This window comes from Archangium violaceum Cb vi76 (assembly GCF_000733295.1).
Classification (GTDB): domain Bacteria; phylum Myxococcota; class Myxococcia; order Myxococcales; family Myxococcaceae; genus Archangium; species Archangium violaceum.
The window spans coordinates 93,063-111,833 of record NZ_JPMI01000275.1 but is presented as its reverse complement, the minus strand read 5'-3'; the positions used below and the strand labels follow the sequence as shown (position 1 = coordinate 111,833).

The 18,771-nt window shown below is 66.3% G+C and carries 18 protein-coding genes; 6 read left to right on the top strand and 12 right to left on the bottom strand.

What is annotated here, in order from left to right; all coding sequences use genetic code 11:
- Positions 1 to 240 precede the first annotated feature (240 nt).
- The 12 genes from Q664_RS37840 to Q664_RS37795 all read right to left on the bottom strand — a co-directional run bounded on the left by Q664_RS37840 (position 241) and on the right by Q664_RS37795 (position 13,275).
- Complete coding sequence (locus Q664_RS37840) at positions 241 to 702, bottom strand: immunity 26/phosphotriesterase HocA family protein (RefSeq protein WP_043407401.1); 462 nt, start codon at positions 700 to 702, stop codon at positions 241 to 243.
- A gap of 2 nt (positions 703 to 704) precedes the next feature.
- Complete coding sequence (locus Q664_RS58375) at positions 705 to 1,382, bottom strand: hypothetical protein (RefSeq protein ID WP_160174585.1); 678 nt, start codon at positions 1,380 to 1,382, stop codon at positions 705 to 707.
- A gap of 651 nt (positions 1,383 to 2,033) precedes the next feature.
- A complete protein-coding gene (locus Q664_RS37830) occupies positions 2,034 to 2,663 on the bottom strand; it encodes a protein-methionine-sulfoxide reductase heme-binding subunit MsrQ (protein WP_043407393.1) in 630 nt (209 codons plus the stop codon).
- A 5-nt stretch (positions 2,664 to 2,668) separates the two neighbouring features.
- On the bottom strand, positions 2,669 to 3,655 hold the full coding sequence (gene msrP / locus Q664_RS37825) for a protein-methionine-sulfoxide reductase catalytic subunit MsrP (protein WP_043407389.1): 987 nt from the start codon (positions 3,653 to 3,655) through the stop codon (positions 2,669 to 2,671).
- Between the two features lie 33 nt (positions 3,656 to 3,688).
- Positions 3,689 to 4,402 carry a fatty acid desaturase gene (locus Q664_RS37820; protein WP_043407387.1) on the bottom strand — a complete coding sequence of 238 codons (714 nt, stop codon included), beginning with the start codon at positions 4,400 to 4,402 and terminating at the stop codon, positions 3,689 to 3,691.
- Positions 4,403 to 4,476: 74 nt separating this feature from the next.
- The gene (locus tag Q664_RS37815) at positions 4,477 to 6,189 is read right to left on the bottom strand and encodes a dipeptidyl-peptidase 3 family protein (RefSeq protein ID WP_043407384.1); all 1,713 of its coding nucleotides are present in this window, start codon (positions 6,187 to 6,189) and stop codon (positions 4,477 to 4,479) included.
- 204 nt (positions 6,190 to 6,393) lie between these two features.
- Positions 6,394 to 7,941 carry an IS1182 family transposase gene (locus Q664_RS37810; protein WP_043407381.1) on the bottom strand — a complete coding sequence of 516 codons (1,548 nt, stop codon included), beginning with the start codon at positions 7,939 to 7,941 and terminating at the stop codon, positions 6,394 to 6,396.
- Between the two features lie 328 nt (positions 7,942 to 8,269).
- Complete coding sequence (locus tag Q664_RS55575; protein ID WP_075207632.1) at positions 8,270 to 10,045, bottom strand: ABC-three component system protein; 1,776 nt, start codon at positions 10,043 to 10,045, stop codon at positions 8,270 to 8,272.
- Positions 10,042 to 10,284, bottom strand: a complete 243-nt coding sequence (locus Q664_RS55570; protein WP_075207631.1) for an ABC-three component system middle component 6 — start codon at positions 10,282 to 10,284, stop codon at positions 10,042 to 10,044. Before Q664_RS55570 ends, Q664_RS55575 begins: the two co-directional genes overlap by 4 nt.
- Positions 10,281 to 11,210: an ABC-three component system protein gene (locus Q664_RS37805; protein WP_043407379.1), complete on the bottom strand. Its 930-nt coding sequence runs from the start codon at positions 11,208 to 11,210 to the stop codon at positions 10,281 to 10,283. The genes Q664_RS55570 and Q664_RS37805 overlap by 4 nt, the downstream gene beginning before the upstream one ends.
- A gap of 156 nt (positions 11,211 to 11,366) precedes the next feature.
- On the bottom strand, positions 11,367 to 11,960 hold the full coding sequence (locus Q664_RS37800) for a CPBP family intramembrane glutamic endopeptidase (protein WP_084610624.1): 594 nt from the start codon (positions 11,958 to 11,960) through the stop codon (positions 11,367 to 11,369).
- 64 nt (positions 11,961 to 12,024) lie between these two features.
- Positions 12,025 to 13,275, bottom strand: coding sequence for an NAD(P)/FAD-dependent oxidoreductase (locus Q664_RS37795; protein ID WP_043407373.1), 1,251 nt, complete (start codon positions 13,273 to 13,275; stop codon positions 12,025 to 12,027).
- A gap of 178 nt (positions 13,276 to 13,453) precedes the next feature.
- On the opposite strand from Q664_RS37795, the gene trpD reads away from it, so the two are divergent.
- The 6 genes from trpD (at position 13,454) to Q664_RS53180 (ending at position 18,578) form a co-directional block, all read left to right on the top strand.
- Positions 13,454 to 14,470 (top strand): anthranilate phosphoribosyltransferase, encoded by a 1,017-nt coding sequence (gene trpD / locus Q664_RS37790; protein WP_043407370.1) that lies wholly within the window; start codon positions 13,454 to 13,456, stop codon positions 14,468 to 14,470.
- Entirely contained in the window at positions 14,467 to 15,255 is a 789-nt protein-coding gene (locus Q664_RS37785) for an indole-3-glycerol phosphate synthase TrpC (protein ID WP_043407367.1), read from the top strand. The genes trpD and Q664_RS37785 overlap by 4 nt, the downstream gene beginning before the upstream one ends.
- Positions 15,252 to 15,887, top strand: coding sequence for a phosphoribosylanthranilate isomerase (locus Q664_RS37780; protein WP_043407364.1), 636 nt, complete (start codon positions 15,252 to 15,254; stop codon positions 15,885 to 15,887). The genes Q664_RS37785 and Q664_RS37780 overlap by 4 nt, the downstream gene beginning before the upstream one ends.
- Before the next feature lie 8 nt (positions 15,888 to 15,895).
- On the top strand, positions 15,896 to 17,101 hold the full coding sequence (trpB, locus tag Q664_RS37775) for a tryptophan synthase subunit beta (protein WP_043407495.1): 1,206 nt from the start codon (positions 15,896 to 15,898) through the stop codon (positions 17,099 to 17,101).
- Positions 17,098 to 17,889, top strand: coding sequence for a tryptophan synthase subunit alpha (gene trpA, locus Q664_RS37770; RefSeq protein ID WP_043407362.1), 792 nt, complete (start codon positions 17,098 to 17,100; stop codon positions 17,887 to 17,889). The genes trpB and trpA overlap by 4 nt, the downstream gene beginning before the upstream one ends.
- 92 nt (positions 17,890 to 17,981) lie before the next feature.
- Positions 17,982 to 18,578, top strand: coding sequence for a hypothetical protein (locus Q664_RS53180; protein WP_152622573.1), 597 nt, complete (start codon positions 17,982 to 17,984; stop codon positions 18,576 to 18,578).
- Positions 18,579 to 18,771: the final 193 nt, after the last annotated feature.

Here is an 18,771-nt window from a genome sequence, read left to right as displayed (position 1 = left end):
GCCTCCGCCGCGCACGTCGCCTGCTGCACGAGGACCAGCAGCACCAGCGCAGTAGCCCCTCGGCTCGGCCACCCTCGCTGTCGCGCCGGCCGTACCGCTCCTCGTCTCACCGCGCCCGCCCCCATCTCAAAACCGCGGTGCTTCTCCATGTGTCGCGCCTTCCCCCAGATGGAACAATCCTGAAGGATAGGATGCGGGACAGCCAACCATAAAGGGCGGAGGAGGCCCGCTCGAGACCGCCTATTGCAGGCGTACTTTCAGATGCTCCATCGTGAAATTGGGCCGCCCCATGAAGGTGTCGAGCAGGCGCTCCTCGACATCGGACTGCTCCCAGACGGCCATTCGCTCGAGCCCGACACACTCCTGGGGCTCGGCATCTCTCGAATTGCCCGCGGTGTCGAAGATCGTGCAGCGACGGAAGTCTCCCACGTCCTGCCTGAATTGGACGATGGGTCGAGCCAGCGGCTCCTCAATCGCTCGCCATCCGATGGTCTCCCACGACCCCGGCTCCAAATGGCGGACAGCCACCTTGAAAAGGATTGGCTTGGATGCGATCCGGTCAAGGTCTGCGTCAGGACTTTCGGTCCTGTAATCGTAGAAGGCATCATGCGTGCGCGCAATCGCCCTCCCATAGCCGAAGGAGCCGTCGGCGAGTGGAACTCTCAAAAAGGATCCCGGTCTATAAAAGCGCACTTTCGTCATTTCTATAATCCCGTATAAGGATGGAGCCGACCCCAGCTCTCCGTGGCTGCGGCGTGAAACCGCCTGCCCCACGGATTGTCTTTCGCCACACCGCGCACGACATTCTCGGTTCGATAGGGCTTTCCGGTGTCAGCCTGGGCACCGCCATGGGAATCAATCAACTGCTGCTTTCTTCCACGAATCCGCCAATACGCGGTGTCGTCATATCTTCGGCCATAATCAATGGCAGTCCCGACATCGAATTGATCAATCGTCGGCAGGGCGAACCCAGCCCACTTCGGCTCGTCGTTCTCGTCAATGTGATGATTCAGAGCTCGAAGAATAACGGCTAGAAACACCTGTTCTTCGAGGGGCTGGGTGAGATCGACGACCATACTGGTTCGTCCCGAGTAGTAGCGATGGGTATTCCTATTGAGCCGCGTGTAGGTTGCATAGATGCGCCCCAGCCGTGTCTTGTCATTCCCAGCTGGCTTTGATTTCGGCGAGGCACCGGGAGGAGTGAGCGGGGCGGACGCCGGTCCTCGGCGGGCCTTGGACGCCCCTGTTCCCGCTCCGTTGGGTGCATGGGGTGGGTATTGACCTTGAACCCACCCGGCTACATCGCCGAAGTGCGTGCCGTAGAACTCGTCCGCGATGTCGATCGGGGTCTCCGACCCATCCACCACCGCCTCGACGGTCAAGCAGAACAGGAGCACGCTACCGGCTGCCGCGACCACCGCGCCTCCCGTGACGAGGAGCTCTCCCGCCGCGCCTCCAGCCCCTGCTTCTCCCGCGGCCGTACCACCTTCTGGCACGAGCCGGAGCACGCCGCGTGGTATGCCATTACCCAGCCCCTCGCCAGAGAGCCCCTCCAACGGGGGTGACGAGGGTGGAGGCAGCGGCGCCGCGGGTGAAGCCGCCCCCAGCGCCGCCGCCACGGGCACTCCTCTCACGCCAGCACGAGCTGAATGAAATGCTTCCTTCAGTGCACCCGACGCAACGTAACGGCGCGGGACCTGAACGCAGCGCTCTTGCCGGCCCGTGGCGTGACGGACTCCCTGGGCAGCACCGCTACACCCCACGAGAAGCATGCAGAGCAGCACGGCCCACCCGTGTGACATGCAGCGCATCCTGTCGTTGACCGCATCCGCGAAGAGCTCGATTCGAGACTACAGGCAGGAAGTGCGTTCACGCCAACACGGCGCCCCCGCCCGGACAGGGCGGAGTTCCGAGGCAGTGCATGCACCAGACCATGTGGAGCACCGATTCCGGGGCAAGTGGAACGCACCCGGCGGGCAGGAACCAGGACAGGCGACCCACCCTCCTGCCTCCGGCCAGGAAGGCCTGAGCCGCTACACCGGGCGGGCCGGAACCTGGGCCGAGGAGCGCGCCCGCCGTTTGCGCAGCGCCTCGGCCACGCGGATGGCGAAGAGCAGCGCCAGCACGCCGCCGTAGACGAGCGGCTCGGTGAGGTCCTTCTTCACACGCCAGACGAAGTGCACCACGCCCAGCGAGGCCGCCACGTAGGCCAGCCGGTGCAGCCGCTGCCATGCGGGAAACCCCATCCGGCGCACCATGCGATTCGTACTCGTGACGGCCAGCGGCACCAGCAGCACCAGGGCCAGGAAGCCCACGGTGATGAAGGGCCGCTTCGCGATGTCCTCGAGGATGACGCCGAGGGCCAGCCCCTGGTCCAGCACGACGTAGGTGAAGAAGTGCGCCGAGGCGTAGGTGAAGCCCAGCAGGCCCAGCAGCTTGCGGAGGCGGATGGGCCACGTCCACCCGGACACCCCCTTGAGCGGCGTGCACGCGAGCGACGCCACCAGGAGGATGAGGGCGAGCAGCCCCGTCTGGTTGAGCACGCGCTCGATGGGATTGGCGCCCAGCGCCCCCCAGGCGAACGCGAGCGCCATGGAGGCCAACGGATGGAGGCCACCCACGAGGACGGCCGGCTTGAGCCAGGGGTGCGGAGGGGAGGCCATGGGCGTCAGAAGTTACCGCGCAGGTCCATGCCCTTGTAGAGCTCGGCCACCTGCTCGGCGTAGCCGTTGAAGGGCAGCGTGGGGCGGCGGCGCAGCTCTCCGATGCGGCGCTCGGAGGCCTGGCTCCAGCGCGGGTGCGCCACCTCGGGATTCACGTTGGCGTAGAAGCCGTACTCGCGGGAGTTGGCCTGGTTCCAGGTGGTGGGCGGCTGCTTCTCGGTGAGCGAGATGCGGACGATGGATTTGATGCCCTTGAAGCCGTACTTCCACGGCACCACGAGCCGCAGGGGCGCGCCGTTCTGGTTGGGCAGGACGCGGCCGTACATGCCCACCGCCATCATCGTGAGCGGGTGCAGGGCCTCGTCCAGACGCAGGCCCTCGACATAGGGCCAGTCGAGCACGGGGTACTTCTGGCCGGGCATCTGCGCGGGATCCTTCAGGGTGGTGAAGGACACGTACTTCGCCTTGCCGGTGGGCTCCACGCGGCGCAGCAGGCCCGCCAGCGGGAAGCCGAGCCACGGAATCACCATGGACCAGGCCTCCACGCAGCGCATGCGGTAGACGCGCTCCTCGAGGGGGAACCAGGACTGGAGCGTGTCCATGTCCACGCGCTGCGGCTTGTGCACCTCGCCGTCGATGACGACCGTCCAGGGCCGGGGCTTGAGGGTGTGCGCGTTCTCGGCGGGCTCGCCCTTGTCGAGGCCGAACTCGTAGAAGTTGTTGTAGGTGGTGGCGTCCTCGTAGGAGGTGGCGCGCTCGTCGGTGTCGTACGGGCCGCGGGGCCGCACCACCTTGGGGGCGTCGCCCGGCGTGGCGAGCAGCGGGGGACCGTCGCCCCCGGTGGGCCGGTTGCTGAGGAGCTGGAGACCAGCGCCCACGGCCGCGGCGGTGCCGGTGAAGAGGGCGGCGCTCTTGATGAACTCGCGCCGGCGCAGGTACAGCGACTCGGAGGTGATTTCGGACCCCTGGGGCTCGGGCAGCTTCAGGCGCATGGTTCCCTTGAGTACGCCCGAAGCGGAAGCTGGTTACAACCGGGCCACGTCCCTCGACTTCCACAGGCGCCACCAGGGAGTGGAGGGCGACTGGTGGTGCTCCCAGTGGTAGCCGAAGAAGTAGCAGGAGAGCATGGCCCACAGGTGGTTGCGCGGCAGGGAGCGGGCGTGGTGGGGCGCCATGTCCGGGGTGTCCGGCCGCCGGTGGGGCAGGTAGGTGCCGAAGTAGAAGAGCTGCACCGTGCCGAGCAGCGCGGGCACCACCCAGAAGGCCAGAAGCCGCCACTGCGCCACCCCGAGGTACAGCAGCAGGTTGAACTTGGCGGCCATGACGACGATTTGAAGCCAGGTGGTGTAGCGCACCATGAAGGTGGCGAACCACGGCCAGAAGGACTGGGTGCGGGTGGAGAAGTCCGGGTCGTCGGGGCCGGTGGGGTCGGCGTGGTGGGCGCGGTGGTTGACCACCAGGCGCCGGTAGGAGAGCCCGGCGAAGAGGAAGCAGGCGACCGTGCCCACGGCCTGATTCACCCACCGCGAGCGGCTCACCGTGCCGTGCATCGCGTCATGGCCGGTGATGAAGAGGCCGGTGGACAGGTACGCCTGCAAGGCGATGTGCAGCCAGGTGAGCGGCGAGGCGAGGGTCAGCCCGTCCGCCACCAGCAGCCAGACGAGATGAGCCAGCCACGCGCCGAGCACGGTCAGCGCGATGAGCACACCCCAGGGGTCGGGAGGAACGTGATTCCGCATCCAGCTCATCTCTGCGAGCCACCCGGCCCGCCGCGCACGGGAAAACGCACGCGGCGGGCGAGTGGACGGCGGGATTACTTTCCGGCCGGGGTGGAGAAGCCCCCGAGCTCGGCGGAGAGCTTCTCGGCGGTGACGTAGCGCGGCTCGACGTCCACGGGCACTTTGCTCAGCTTGTCCAGGACGCGCTTCACCTCGGGACGCACCACGCCCATCTTCTCGAGCATCGACTCGGCGTTGGCGCGGTTGCCGCTGGCCTGCAGCTCCATGAGCTGCTTCGTCAGGGCGGTGACGGACTCCTTGATCTTCCCGGGGACCACCGTGAAGGTGCCGTCCTTGTTCACCACCACCGCGCCAGCATCGAGGAGATAGTTGAGCTGCAAGGCGACGCCCTTGCCGTGCGCCTCGTTGATGCCGAAGCGGATGGAGCGGAACGCGGACGCCAGGAAGGTGGTGTACATGGTGCGCTCCAGGTCCTTGGAGAGCACGCCCTTGTCCACCAGCTGCTGCAGGGCCCACAGGCCGGAGATGTCCGCCTTGGCCTCCTCGATGGCGCTGGAGGACGCCTGGAGCGCCTGGCGCACCGTGGTCTGCTTGCCCTCCACGGTGATGTTGTGGGGCCCCAGCCCGTGCATGAGCTCGTGCATGAGGATGTGGGTGAAGAAGGCATCGAAGGAGACGTCCTTGCGGTCCTTCGCGGGCAGCGCCACCTGGGCGATGGGCAGCAGCACGCGCTGGAACTTGGCCTCCTGGATGTTCTTGAGCATCACGCGCTTGGTGCCCTTCTCGGCCGCCACGCGCTCGTCATTGGGCAGGTTGTAGGCCGCGGTCTGCACGCCGCGGTAACCATCACCGGAGGAGAAGATGCTGTTGACCACGCGGATGGGGGCGAGCGCGCCCAGCTTCGGGTTGCGCAGCTTCGGGTCGATGGGGAGGTTGTTCTCCAGCCCCTGCAGCTCGCCGCTGAACTTCGCGAGCTTCTGCGTCTCGGCGTCGTCGCGCAGGGTGATGAAGGCCTCGAAGGCGGCCTTGTAGTTGAACCACTCGTCCTCGTAGACCTCGTAGGGCCCGATGGTGGGCTCGATGCTGGCGTCGAGCTCCATCCAGGCGACCTCGCTGGGGTAGTAGTCGTTGCTGAGGAAGGCGTCGGCGCGCTTCACGAGGAAGGCCTTGAGCGTGGGCTGGGTGGTGAGCTCGGCGGCCTCGCGCAGCAACTGCGCGGCCTGGGCGAGCTCGCCCTGGTACTCGACGCTGTAGGGGACGGTGACGAACTTGCCGTTCGTGTCACGGCGGATGGTGGTGAAGAAGCCGGTGGCCTCGCGCTGCTGGGCCTCGGGGAGCGACTTCACCCAGGCCTCGATGTCGGCCTTGGAGGCACCGGCCGGGTAGAAGTTGCCCTCGAGGGGCTTGGCGGGGACGCCGGAGAGGAAGGGCGCGTTGTGGTCGAGCCGGGACCAGGGGCCCTTGTTGAGGATGAAGGAGTGCAGCCGCTCGCGGCCGAGGGGGGAGGTGTCCTTGAGGAGGTCGAGCAGGAGCGTCTCGTTGCCGGCCCAGACCTGGCGCAGGAAGAGCGAGTCCATGAGCTTGGCGGCCTGGACGGTCTTCGCGAGGGCACGGCGCTCGTTCTCGGGGAGCTTGGAGACGTCGGCCTGGATGTCGACGGGGGCGAAGCGGGACGTCATGCGCTTGAGCTCGGCGGCGTTGGGCGGACGGGCGGGAGCCTCGGCGGCGGCCGCGGGGCCCGAGAAGAGCAGCGCGGCGGCGGCGAGGGAGAGGAGTCGTCGGGTCATGGCGGCCCTTTTAACCGGAGGACACGGGGCAGGACAGCACGCACCACACCCCTCGCCCTCCGGGAGAGGGACGGGGTGAGGGTATCCAACATCCCGGGTTGAGCCCGTGTGTGCACCCTCTCCCTCTGGAGCCTGTCGCAAAAGAGGGCTCGAGAGGGGGGGAGCAGGAGGGTATAGCGCTCCCTGGAGCCGGAGGTTCCGGCGTTATGGAGCGTAGAGGAGCAGAGCGCAGTCCACCAGGAGCCAGGGGGAGCCAGGGAGGCGGGCAAGCAGAAAAAGCCGCACCACCACCACCTGGGAGCCCAGGGCCTGCTTGAGGTTGTAGGCGATGCAATGCAGGGCCAGTTCCATGGCGGCCTTGCGCAAGCCTCGACGGTGGAAGCGCCGCAAGCCCTGGCGCTCCTTGAGCTCGGCGAATACCGGCTCCACGATGGCGCCGCGCCGCCGGTAGCAGGCACGTGCGGCGGGCTGCTGCAGCACCTTCTGCATGGCCTCCTTGTACTCCTCGCCTTCGAAGCGCTTGAGCTTGCGGCCATGCTCCGCCTGGGTGCATTGCGCACGCAGTGGGCAGCCAGCACATGCCTGGGTACGGTACTCCCTGTAGCTGCGCTCCTGGCCCTGGTGTTGGAGGCTGCCGGTTGTTGTCAGCCTGTGCCCCGCCGGGCACGTGTAGCTGTCGGACTCCTCCTCGTAACGGAAGGCGCTCTTGGCGAACAGGCCCTTGTGTCCCTTGCGCTCGAAGTCCTCCTCCCCGTGGGCCTTGCCCGAGGGGCAGAGCACGTCCACCCCCACCTGCACGCACGTGCTCAGCACATTCAAGCTGAAGAAGCCCGCGTCCAGCAGCAGTTGCACCGGCAAGTCCTCCAGCACCTGTCCATGCTGCACCAGCAGTGGCACGACACTGGCCGTCTCACTGGCGGGGTGCAGACTCTGGCCGATGATGATTCGCTTCTCGTGCACCAGCAGGCATGGCTTGTAACTGGGACGCACCGGCCCGTCCTTGCGTGGCTGCACCATCGCCTCCGGCTCGCTGCTCGACACCTTCACCGACTCGCCTGGCTTGCCCACCTGCGCTCGTGCCTGCTGCCGCTGCTCGAGCACCTGCCGCGCCTGTTGCAGGGTGGCCGCCGTCCGCTGCGCCTGGGCGTTTGGCGGCTCGGCCTCGGCGCGGCTGCGCGCCTGGGCCACCTGCTCCTCCAAGGCCACCTGCTTCACCAGCGAGGCCAGTCCCGCCGCCGCCTCCACCACCGTGCCGTCCGCGGCCACTATTCCCGCTTGCACTCCCACCTCCCGCAACACCTTGCGTGTCACCTCCACGAAGAAGTCCTCGGTGAGTATTTCCAGGTGCAGCAGGCAGAAGCGTCCCAGGGTGCTGTGGTCGGGCTGCTCTCCGCCGCATAGCCACCACGCCCCCACATCCCTGCGCGCCAGCTTCTCCAGCGGCCTCAATCCCCACTGCTTGTTCAGCAGCCCGTACACGAACAACCCCACCACCAGCCTGGGGTGCAGCGGCGCTCTCCCCCCGGGTTTGTACGCCCCAAAGAAGCCCCCCCACTCCATCTCCTCCAGCCACTGCCCCAGCTTCACCACCCACCCCAACTGCGCCTGCTCCAGGTAGCTACCAAGCGGTTGCGTCCCGATGTGCAGCCTCTGCTTGTCGCCCACCACGAAGCGCAACTTCCCTACCCCCTCTACCTCCACCTCCTCCAACGTGCTGGCCAGCCGCTCGGCCTGCTCCGTCTCTGGCCTCATGTCCGGTAGTCGCCTGGCCGGCTGCTTCTTGCCTCGGGTTCCCATCCCCGAAGCTTCACCTCTTGTTGACCTGCGAAGTCAACCCCTCCGCACTACCTTTCGCGACAGGCTCTCTGGGAGAGGGCTGGGGTGAGGGTATCCAACATCCCGAGCTCGGCTCATGTCCCCAGTCCCCCTCGCTCCGAGCTACCGAGGGCTGGGGCCCAACCACGAGCCATCTGTGTACGGTTTTAGCCTATGCGCGCAAGCTGGTAGAGAAGGCTATCTGCTGCGGAGAGCGTCTAAATCTCTTGAGCGAGCGCCGGTTAGCCGTGTTTGAGCAACACGACTACTCGAACCTAAAGCCAAAGAGCCCCCCTGTGTCAGTCTCATCCGAAAGCCGTGTTGGCAGAACAGCCCGCTGCAAATCCAATTCACTGGGCAGCGGGAGATTCCCGAAAATGTCCGAGTTCATCGTAACGATGTACTGCTGTTGCCTTGATTCTGCCACTTGTGCGCCAAGAACCAGGGCCCTTGCGACCTGTCGCGGGTCCACCCCATCGAAAAGATGGCTGTCATGTATCAAGAAACCAGGGCCACCAAGGCGATCTCCAACCAACCTCATGAGTGCCAAATCCAAGCAAAAAATCTCCATATTGGAGATACCACCACCTCGATCCCCTTCAATGGAAATACGGAACTCAGGCCCATTATCTGTTGCATCAATGATAAAACGTCCTGCCCGATCGTCATACAAGGCCGCAATGGCGTCTGCGATAATTATAATAGCCTCGTCTATCAGGGCGTACCGTTGTTGATGGTCCTCCTGCAGACGTCGCTTCAAATTGATGCGATCTATGTCGAGTTTTGTCGCTTCGCCTTCGAGCATCTCCGCAGCCTTGAAGCGCTCGCGAAGAGCCGCCGCTGAAGCTTCTAACGTCGCAAGATCACCTTGAAGCTTAAGAAAATCCTCCAGCGCCCCGCGACCTTCGAGAGCGCGCAACAGTTCGCTGCGCTCAGTATCGAGTTTCGCCATACGGAGTTCTCCGTCAGCTATACGTGCACGAACATCTTCGATCTCTTGCCGAAGGTGTGAGCGACGATTTCCGATCACAGATTCATAAAACCGGTCAACATCCGCAAAGCGTCGCAGCGCAACCCCAGGCAACTCAAGGCCGACGGCAGCATAGAGCCGCTCAAGGTCCGACTTGGCCGGTGGTTGCTCTGCCTCCAGAGATCGCTCCAGGTGTTCGCGAGACTCATGGAGGGAGACGACTTCGCGACCAATCGCCTGCATGTCCGTCTTGGCCTTCGCTGCTCTCCGCGAGAGATCCCTGTAGGAATCAAGCACCTCGAAATTAGCAAGCTGCTCACGTAGTTTTTGCGCCCTGGTTTCCGCAATTGTTACCTGAGGCCGCAATTCTGCAGCCGTACCGAGGACCGCCCCCAAGGCACCACCTTTAGCAGCCTTTTTCAGTTCGGTTAACGTCCTCTCTCGCACCCGCACCTTTTCAAACTCGTGCGGGATCCGCCAATCGAGCCCTAAAAGGTAAGAAAGATTGACCTGATAATCGGACCGTTGCTGCGCCGTTGATTGCTTCTCTGGATTAAGAAACCCGCCTGTACTTCGTCGCCGCGCGAAGTACGAAAACATTGAGCGGAAAGATGGCGTAAACGACTCATCGTAGATTGTATTAGCCCGTTCAAGGGGTAAATCAAACATCTTGTGCCCAAGGAACGACCGCCAGCTATCTTGTGAAACATATTCGCGCCCTGTTCCCTTCTCGACCTTCACCGACAAGGGAAATCTACTTGCACTACCGTTCAACAAGAAGAATCTAGATGGCTCCAATCCTGTACGCGCGACCCTAATCGACTCACCTCCTATCAAGAAATCGCCGTAGAAAGTATGACCAACCAGGGCAGCAGTCTTGAACAAGGAGTCCTTGTCGACATTTGCTCCCAATAAAAAATGCACAATCTCAACAAGACTGGTCTTGCCAGCGCTGTTTCGTGTTTGTCCTAGCGTAGAGTCCGGCCGAGTATCAGCGAGCAAAACATTGAAGCCAGCATGAAAGCGCACGGGCTTGAAGGTTGGAATGCTACTCTCGATCGCGCGAATCATCGGGTACTCGCAGTGATTACGCCGTCAGCGAAGTCGATCGCCGAAACCGCGTAGAGGAAGCTCAACGCCAGAATGAACCAATCGAAGGTAAGTGTCACAGCGAAACTGCCATTTCGCGCTCGGCGAACACGTTCCCAGAGCTCGGAAACAGTGTAAGGCTCGTCGAGTTGTGACAGGATCTCACCACCAACACTCAGTATAGCCCGATCTTTACGAAGATGTTTCGTCGGCAGAATCATGACGCAACCTTCGCTGGCTCATCTTCAAAAATGTCGCAACTCTCGAAAAGAAACGAGAGCAGAGCCTGGGCAGCGACCATTCGCTCTGGGAGCACCGAACCTGTTCCAGTGACCATTTCGAAGAGACTAGACATGATTGCGCCGGGGTTCAGGTTCTGCGCCTTGAGGTATTGATATCGAACCCGGAAAATCTGCGCGACCCTCTCGCCCATGAGCGGGTCAGGATGGCGATCCAAATAAGATTTTACGACACCAGCATTTGGCCAGCCGCCAGCGATAAAGTTTCGCCAGTGGTTGGGCAGTTTATTGAATACCAGTTTATTTGGTGGCACTGGCTTGATGTTCGCGGAGTCAAAATCGACTGTATCGGAACTCGAAGCAATGTGCGCGACGAGTTCGCGAATCTCCGTAGCTTGCACATTCTGGGCATCCTTCGCTGTGGCGACGACACCCAACAGGTCCTCAATATCGCTCTCCATTAGGCCAAAAATCCGCTGCTCAAATCCTTCAATCCCGATAAATCCAAAGTGACGAGCAGGATCGCTCTTCTTAATCACGTCAAGCTTCTCGACTGCCTCAATCGGCAAACCATCGACGATATTATGAACCATGTGCCACTCCTTCATGAGACTAGGAATGGCAACCACCGCCTTCTGGTAATCATCTTCCATCTTGCCTATCAGGTAATCGACCTTTCCAGAGTCGCCGTTCAACGCGCCGTAACACTGGAACACCTGTCCGCTGGACTGTACGTAACCGTCACAGCCTTTATCGCCACGACGGCCATAGGCGCGAACGCGAACAAAATCAGTTCCGTGGACCTTGCCCATCATGACCGAAAAGAAGTCCTGAAAGGCATCGCCACTGCACTTACGCAGTTTCAATTCGAGGGCGATGCGCCACCAATATCGCTGCTCTGATGTCATCTGCGCGGTGTCTCCTTGTCGGTTCGTTCCTTCCAATAGTAGCGCCAGTACCGAAGAGGAACAGGAGCACAAATCGGGGCAGGTCGGGAACCGGTCCGTGCTCGGGCTCCCACCGCGGCCACTGCGCTGCGTCCAGTGACGAGACTGGCCCGCCCATTAGAACACCGGAAACAGGATGACGATGAGCAGATCCCACAAGGAGTGACTCACCATCGCGGCCACGAGGCCGCGTCTCCACTCGGCGAGCAGTCCCCACGCGAGAGACGTGGGGAACGCCGCCAGCGCCAGCAGCGGCTCACGGAAAACAAGCAGCACGAGGCTCGACAGCACCGCGGCCACCACCGCGCACCCGATACGCCCGAGCCTCGGCCGCAGTGCCTGTTGCACCGCGCCGCGCCAGAACAGCTCCTCGGCCGGGGCAATCACCAGCGCCAACGCCAACGCCGCTCCGAGCGAGCCCTGGCCGAACGTCGCGTAGATGGCCGTCAGCGGCTCGCAGAGCACATCCGTGAAGCCGCCACACGTCGCCCACAGCACCGCTCGCGAGCCCACGTACAGCACGCCCGCCAGCGCCACACCCCACAGCACGTCCGCGCGCCTTGGGAGGAGAAGCGTTCGGGCTTTCTCGCCCAGCGCCTTCCACGAGAGCACGTTCCACAGCGCGCAGTAGAGCGCCGCCCACAGGAAGAAACGCGGCGGGTGCACGTGCACCAGCGCGGTCCACGGAAGCACGGCCAGCGCCGCGGCCATGAACCAACCCGGGTGACGGATACCCTCACCCCGACCCTCTCCCGGAGGGCGAGGGGAGATGGGCTCAGTCGAGACCACGGTCCCTCAAGAGGGCTTCCGCGGCCCGGCGTCCCGAGACCATGGCTCCTTCAATCGAGCCGTTCTCCCGGTAGTCCCCACAGACGTACAGCCCCGGTGACAAACTCACCTTCCGGTGGGGCTCCTCGAAGGACTCGGGCGGCTCCGCTGGCAACGCATTGGGAATCGCGTACGTGCGCAGGTGCTTCCACTGCGCCACCCCAGCGCCAAACCACTCCGTGAGCTGCTCGCGCACCCGCGACTCCAGCGTCTCCGAGTCCTCCGCCGTCTCCACCACCGATACGGAAATCAGCGCCTGTCCCTCCGGCGCGTACGTGGGCGCCACCTCGCTCATCACCGCGAGGTTGTTCACCGGCCCCCTCCCCTCCCCGTTCAACACCAGGTAGGGCCCTCGCACCGGCGGCTCCGGTGCGGCGAAGTACAGGCACGTCACCGCGTTCATCTGTCTCGGCGGCATGCCCGGCAACAGCTCCTCCGCCGCGGGCGCGTCCGTGGCCACCACCACCGCGTCGGCCTCCTCCCGCGCCCCCGTCGCCAACCGCACCCGGTGGCCCCACACCTCCTCCACCAGCGTGTTCAGCCTCACCGTGCCAAAAGGCAGCTTCGACGCCAGTTGCTCCGGAATCGCCCCCATGCCCCGCGCCGGTACCACCGTGGCCCCCGTGGCGAACATCCGGAAGACGAACTCCAGCACCCGGCTCGAGGTGCGCAGCTCCTTCTCCAGGAAGATGCCCCCGAAGAAGGGCCGGAAGAACGCCTCCACCATCTCATCGGAGAAGCCCACGTCGCGCAGGTACACCCGCGAGGGCCACTGCCTCCGCAGGAACACGTCCTCCACCGAGCCCGCCAACGCCTGCTGGCGCAAGTCGAGAACGTGCAACTTGTCGGCGAGCGAGCCCACCGGGTTGAAGGCGTGCGCCGCGGCCTGCAGCGGCCGGCGCAACGGATCCGCCACCTTGTGCAACTTCCCCGCGCGCCACACCAGCGCCCCCGGGAAGAAGCGCTGGAAATCGAGTGCCTTGTAGTCCAACCACCGTCGCGGCTCCGGGTAGGCGGTGAGGAACACCTGGAAGCCCCGGTCCAGCAGGAAGCCGTCCACCAGGTCCGTGCGCACGCGGCCTCCCACGCCGTCGCCCGCCTCGAACACCCGCACCTTCACCTTGGCCTCGTGCAGCAGCCGGGCACACGTCAACCCCGCCAACCCGGCCCCCACCACGATGACGCTCGGCCTCGCCAAGACGCACCCTCCGTAAAAATGAAAATTCCCCGTCCTACATTGATTCCCACATACCGCCCAGCGAGACTCTTCGGGAATTTTCGGAAGAAGTGGACACCTTTCTTCACTGCAAGGCGCCCTCTTCAACCCGGCCGCCCACACCCCGGCGGCGGAACACTTCGGAGACCCGAGTAGGCACATGACGCTCAAGGAAGCGCTGGGCAGAGTGGTGGGCCGGCGCGATCTGTCGCGCGAGGAAATGGTCCGCGTCATGGGACAGATGCTCGCGGGCGAGGCGACGCCAGCTCAGGTGGGCGCCTTCGCGGTCGCGCTGCGGATGAAGGGAGAGACCGAGGAGGAAATCCTCGGCGCGGCGGAGGCCATGCGCGCCTGCGCCACGCGCATCCACCCCAGGGCCGAGGTGGTGTTGGACACCTGCGGCACGGGCGGAGACGGAGCGCACACCTTCAACATCTCCACCGCGGTGGCCTTCGTGGCCGCGGGCGCGGGGGTGACGGTGGCCAAACACGGCAACCGGGCGGTGTCCTCGCGCTGCGGCAGCTCGGACGTGCTGGCCGCGCTGGGCGTGCCCATGGACCGCTCGCACGAGCAGGTGACGCGGGACGTGGACGAGCACGGCGTGGGCTTCCTCTTCGCCCCCTCGCACCACAGCGCCCTGCGGCACGTGGCGCCCGCCCGGCGCGAAATCGGCCTGCACACCCTCTTCAACCTGCTGGGCCCCCTGACCAACCCGGCGGGCGCACGCTACCAGTTGCTCGGCACCTTCGCGGGCGAGCGCCTGGAGCAGACGGCCCGCGTACTGTCCAAGCTCGGCAGCAAGCGGGCGTGGGTGGTGCACGGCCGGGATGGGCTGGATGAGATTTCCCCCTGCACGGTCTCGGACGTGGCGGAGCTGCGCGAGGACGGCACGGTGCGGACCTTCTCCCTCTCCCCGGAGGACGCGGGGCTGGAGCGCGTGCCGCCCGAGGCCATCGCCGGCGGGGACGTGGAGGACAACGCCCGGCGCCTCGAGGCGCTGCTGGCCGGTGAGCGCTCCGGCGTGCGCACGGCGGTGCTGCTCAACGCGGCCGCGGCCCTCGTGGTGGTGGGCAAGGCGGCGGACCTCAAGGAAGGCGTGCTGCGCGCGGTGGAGTCCATCGACTCCGGCACCGCGGCGGCCAAGCTGCAGGCCCTGGTGGGCGGAGGCGCCTCATGAGCGCGCCCGAGACGGACAAGCTCGCCCTCATCTTCGAGCGCAAGCGCCGGGAGCTCGCCGCGCGCAAGCCGCTGGTGGCCCGCGCGCCCCGCCCGCCCTCTCGGGACTTCGCCGCCGCCCTCACGCAGCACCGGCCCGGGCTGCCGGTGAACGTCATCGCCGAGGTGAAGCGCCGCAGCCCCTCGGGCGGCGACTTCCCGCACCAGGACCTGGTCGCGGTGGCGCGGGCGTACGAGGCCGCCGGGGCGAGCGCGGTGAGTGTGCTCACGGACGACGTGGACTTCGGCGGCGGCCTCGAGGACCTGCTCCAGGTGCGCGCGGCCATCTCGCTGCCGGTGCTGCGCAAGGACTTCCTGGTGGCGCCGCAGGAGGTGGAGGAGAGCGCGGCGCTCGGAGCGGACGCGATCCTGCTCATCGCGGATGCGCTCGAGGACGGACCGCTCGCGGAGATGGTGGCCGCGGCGAAGGCCTGCCGGGTGGCGGCGCTCGTCGAGGCCCACACGCAGGAGCACGCCGAGCGGGCGCTGAAGGCGGGCGCGGAGCTGGTGGGCATCAACAACCGGAACCTCGCCACGCTGCGCACCGACATCAACACCGCCTTGAAGGTCATCCCCACGCTGCGCAGCCGGGCGAAGGCGCTGGTGGCGGAGAGCGGCCTCAAGACGGGCGAGGACTTCGTGGCGGCGCGGGCCTCGGGAGCCGATGCCGTGCTGGTGGGCGAGTCCCTGCTGCGCGACGCGGAGCCGGGCCGTGCGTTGGCGCGACTGCTCGCGGGGGCGCCGTGAGCACCCGGGTGAAGATCTGCGGTGTCACCCGCGTGGAGGACGCGCGGATGGCCTGGGCCGCGGGCACGGACGCGCTCGGGCTCAACTTCTACCCGCGTTCGCCCCGGTACGTGACGCCGGAGGTGGCGGCGGCCCTCGCGCGCACGCGGCCGGCACTGGGCGCGGTGGTGGGCGTGTTCGTCAACGAGTCGCCGGACATCATCCGCTTGCGGGTACGGGACTGCGGGCTGACGTCGGTGCAGTTGCACGGCGACGAGCCGCCCGAGGCCTGCGCGGGCTACGGCGTGCCGGTCATCAAGGCCCTGCGGGTGCGCGGGCCCGAGGACGTGGAGAAGGCGCGCACCTACGTGGGCGCGGGTGACGTGGCCACGCTGCTGCTGGACGGGGCGGCGCCGGGCTACGGGGGCGGCGGCGTGGGGTTCGACTGGTCGCTGGTGGCGCGGCTCGCGGACGCGGGCGTGCCGGTGCTGGTGGCCGGTGGACTCAATCCGGACAATGTGCGGGAAGCCGTGCGGGCCACCCGGCCCTACGGCGTGGATGTGGCGAGCGGGGTGGAAGTCAGCCCCGGCGTCAAGGATGCGGACGCGGTGCGCGCCTTCGTGCGCGCCGTGAAGACCCTGGCTTGGGAGTGATGGAGAACATGGACACGCAAACCGCCCCGGGCCGCTTCGGGCGTTATGGCGGCCGTTATGTGCCAGAGACGCTCGTGCCGGCGCTGTTGGAGCTGGAACAGGCCTATGCCGAGGCTCGCAAGGACCCGGCCTTCGATGAGCAGGTGACGCAGGTGCTGCGCGAGTTCGTCGGGCGCGAGACGCCCCTGACGCCCGCGCGCCGGCTCACCGAGCAGTGGGGAGGCGCCGAGGTGTGGCTCAAGCGCGAGGACCTCGCGCACACGGGCGCCCACAAAATCAACAACACCATCGGCCAGGTGCTGCTGGCCAGGCGGATGGGCAAGAAGCGCGTCATCGCGGAGACGGGCGCGGGCCAGCACGGCGTGGCCACCGCCACCGCGTGCGCCCTGTTCGGCCTGACGTGCGAGGTGTACATGGGCGCGCTGGACGTGGAGCGCCAGGCGCTCAACGTCTTCCGCATGAAGGCGCTCGGGGCCACGGTGCACGCGGTGGAGTCGGGCTCGCGCACGCTCAAGGACGCGATGAACGAGGCCATGCGCATCTGGGTGGCCCAGGTCGAGGACACCTACTACGTCATCGGCAGCGCGGCCGGTCCGCACCCCTACCCCACCATCGTCCGGGACTTCCAGTCCGTTATCGGCCGCGAAATCCGCACGCAGTCGCTGGTGGCCTTCGGCAAGCTGCCGGACGCCATCATCGCGTGCATCGGCGGCGGCTCGAACGCCATCGGCGCGCTCCACCCCTTCGTCGAGGACAAGGACGTGCGGCTGGTGGGCGTGGAGGCCGGTGGCCACGGCCTGGACTCGGGACAGCACGGCGCGTCCCTGACGCTGGGGACGGAGGGCGTGCTGCACGGCTCGCGCTCGCTGGTGCTGCAGGACGAGAACGGGCAGATCATCGAGGCGCACTCCATCTCCGCGGGCCTGGACTACCCGGGCGTGGGGCCGGAGCTGGCGCACCTGGCGAAGACGGGCCGCGTGGAGGTGCGCACCGCCACGGACGACGAGGCGCTGGCGGCCTTCTACAGGGTGTCCCGCACCGAGGGCATCCTCCCCGCGCTGGAGTCCTCGCACGCCTTCGCGCGCGCGGGTGAGCTGGCGCGGGAGCTGGGCAAGGGCAAGCACCTGGTCATCAACTGCTCGGGCCGCGGAGACAAGGACGTGGCCACCATCGCGGCGCGGGGCATTCCCGCCGCCACCCAGGAGAAAGCATGAGCGGCGAGATCGCGGAAGCGTTCGCCCGGGCGAAGGCCCGCGGAGAGGGCGCGCTGGTGGCGTACGCCATGGCGGGAGATCCGGACCTGACCCGCTCGGTGGACGTGTTCGCCGCGTGCGTGGAAGGCGGCGCGGACATCCTCGAGATTGGCGTGGCGTTCAGTGACCCCATCGCCGACGGCCCGGTCATCCAGGCCGCGTCCGAGCGGGCGCTGAAGGCGGGCGCCACGCTCAAGCGGGTGCTGGACGAGGTGGTGCCGGCGGTGCGTGCGCGCTGCCCCCAGACGCCGCTGGTGGTGATGACGTACGTCAACGTGGTGATGGCCCTGGGCGAGGAGCGCTACGCGAAGCTGGCCCGGGAGCGCGGAGTATCGGGCACCATCCTGCCGGACCTGCCGCCCGAGGAGAGCGAGGGCATCCGCGCGGCCTTCGACAAGGAGGGGCTGGACCTCATCCCCCTGTGCGCGCCCACCACGTCACCGGCGCGGGCGGAGAGCATCGCGAAGGATGCGAGGGGCTTCGTGTACTGCGTGTCGGTGGCGGGTGTGACGGGCATGCGCTCGGAGCTGCCGGCCAACCTGTCCGAGCGGCTGGAGATGGTGCGGCGCACGTCACCGGTCCCGGTGGCGGCGGGTTTCGGCATCTCCAACGCCGAGCAGGCGCGGGTGGTGGGTGCCCACGCGGATGGCGTGGTGGTGGGCAGTGCCATCGTCCGCGCGGCGCAGGCGGATGGGCCGGCGGCGGCCCGGCAGGTGTGCGCTGAAATCAAGCGCGGCCTGAAGCGCTGAGGCTCCCTCTCCCTCTGGGAGAGGGCTGGGGTGAGGGTCTTCCGCGATTGAGAAGACCCTGGCCCACCACCCCACGGATGCAGACCGCGACGATGAATCCGAAAGACATCCTCTATTCGCTGCCCTCCCTCTCGGACGCACTCCCCGGCCTCGAGGAGGGCTCGACGAAGCCGGGCCAGCAGGTGCTCGAGCTGCACGAGGACGACTGGCGGCAGATCGAGCTCGTGGCGCACACGCTCGAGGCCTCCATCGAGAAAGACATGAGGGCCGTGGCGCGCATCCACCAGGAGCACCGCCAGGGCGCCGGCTTCAACACGCTCCACATCCGCAAGGAAGTGCCCTCGCCGCTGGAGGGAACCTGGCTCACCCTGGATGAGCTGCGAAAAGACCTGGGGGAGACGGCCGCGTGGTTGGACGGGGTGTCATTCCAGGGCAAGGCGGGACGGGTCGCGGGAGGCTTCGCCGTGAAGCAGCCCTCGGGGCTCACGCTGTACGGGCTGCAGCGGGGAGGACGCATCCAGGTGCTGGCCCTCCGTTCGCCGAAGGGGCTCACCGGCGCCGAGGGAGACATCCGTCTGGTGGCGGGATTCGCCACGCGGCACCAACTGTACCTGGTGGATTGGTGCAAGGTGGACCAGTTCCCGCCCACGGCCGCGTACTTCCAGGAGTGGCTGTCCGGCCGGAGTTGAATCCCCGGCCCCCCTCCCTCACCGCCCGCTCACGTCTCCAGCAGGTTGTGGATGCGGGTGCGCAGGCTGCGCTCCGTCTTGTCCTGCGTGAGCGGTCACCTGCACTCGTGACGCCTCGTCCCCCACCAGCCCCAACAGCACCTGCTGGGACTGCTCGGAAGGCACCTTGCGCGGGGCCTTCGCCGCCGCCCGC

Excerpts from the sequence above, each read along its gene's own strand:
- Q664_RS37840 (WP_043407401.1), bottom strand. The coding sequence starts at position 702 with ATGACGAAAGTGCGCTTTTATAGACCGGGATCCTTTTTGAGAGTTCCA.
- Q664_RS37830 (WP_043407393.1), bottom strand. The coding sequence starts at position 2,663 with ATGGCCTCCCCTCCGCACCCCTGGCTCAAGCCGGCCGTCCTCGTGGGT.
- msrP (WP_043407389.1), bottom strand. The coding sequence starts at position 3,655 with ATGCGCCTGAAGCTGCCCGAGCCCCAGGGGTCCGAAATCACCTCCGAG.
- Q664_RS37820 (WP_043407387.1), bottom strand. The coding sequence starts at position 4,402 with ATGCGGAATCACGTTCCTCCCGACCCCTGGGGTGTGCTCATCGCGCTG.
- Q664_RS37815 (WP_043407384.1), bottom strand. The coding sequence starts at position 6,189 with ATGACCCGACGACTCCTCTCCCTCGCCGCCGCCGCGCTGCTCTTCTCG.
- Q664_RS37810 (WP_043407381.1), bottom strand. The coding sequence starts at position 7,941 with ATGAGGCCAGAGACGGAGCAGGCCGAGCGGCTGGCCAGCACGTTGGAG.
- Q664_RS55575 (WP_075207632.1), bottom strand. The coding sequence starts at position 10,045 with ATGATTCGCGCGATCGAGAGTAGCATTCCAACCTTCAAGCCCGTGCGC.
- Q664_RS55570 (WP_075207631.1), bottom strand. The coding sequence starts at position 10,284 with ATGATTCTGCCGACGAAACATCTTCGTAAAGATCGGGCTATACTGAGT.
- Q664_RS37805 (WP_043407379.1), bottom strand. The coding sequence starts at position 11,210 with ATGACATCAGAGCAGCGATATTGGTGGCGCATCGCCCTCGAATTGAAA.
- Q664_RS37800 (WP_084610624.1), bottom strand. The coding sequence starts at position 11,960 with ATGGCCGCGGCGCTGGCCGTGCTTCCGTGGACCGCGCTGGTGCACGTG.
- trpD (WP_043407370.1), top strand. The coding sequence starts at position 13,454 with ATGACGCTCAAGGAAGCGCTGGGCAGAGTGGTGGGCCGGCGCGATCTG.
- Q664_RS37785 (WP_043407367.1), top strand. The coding sequence starts at position 14,467 with ATGAGCGCGCCCGAGACGGACAAGCTCGCCCTCATCTTCGAGCGCAAG.
- trpB (WP_043407495.1), top strand. The coding sequence starts at position 15,896 with ATGGACACGCAAACCGCCCCGGGCCGCTTCGGGCGTTATGGCGGCCGT.
- trpA (WP_043407362.1), top strand. The coding sequence starts at position 17,098 with ATGAGCGGCGAGATCGCGGAAGCGTTCGCCCGGGCGAAGGCCCGCGGA.
- Q664_RS53180 (WP_152622573.1), top strand. The coding sequence starts at position 17,982 with ATGAATCCGAAAGACATCCTCTATTCGCTGCCCTCCCTCTCGGACGCA.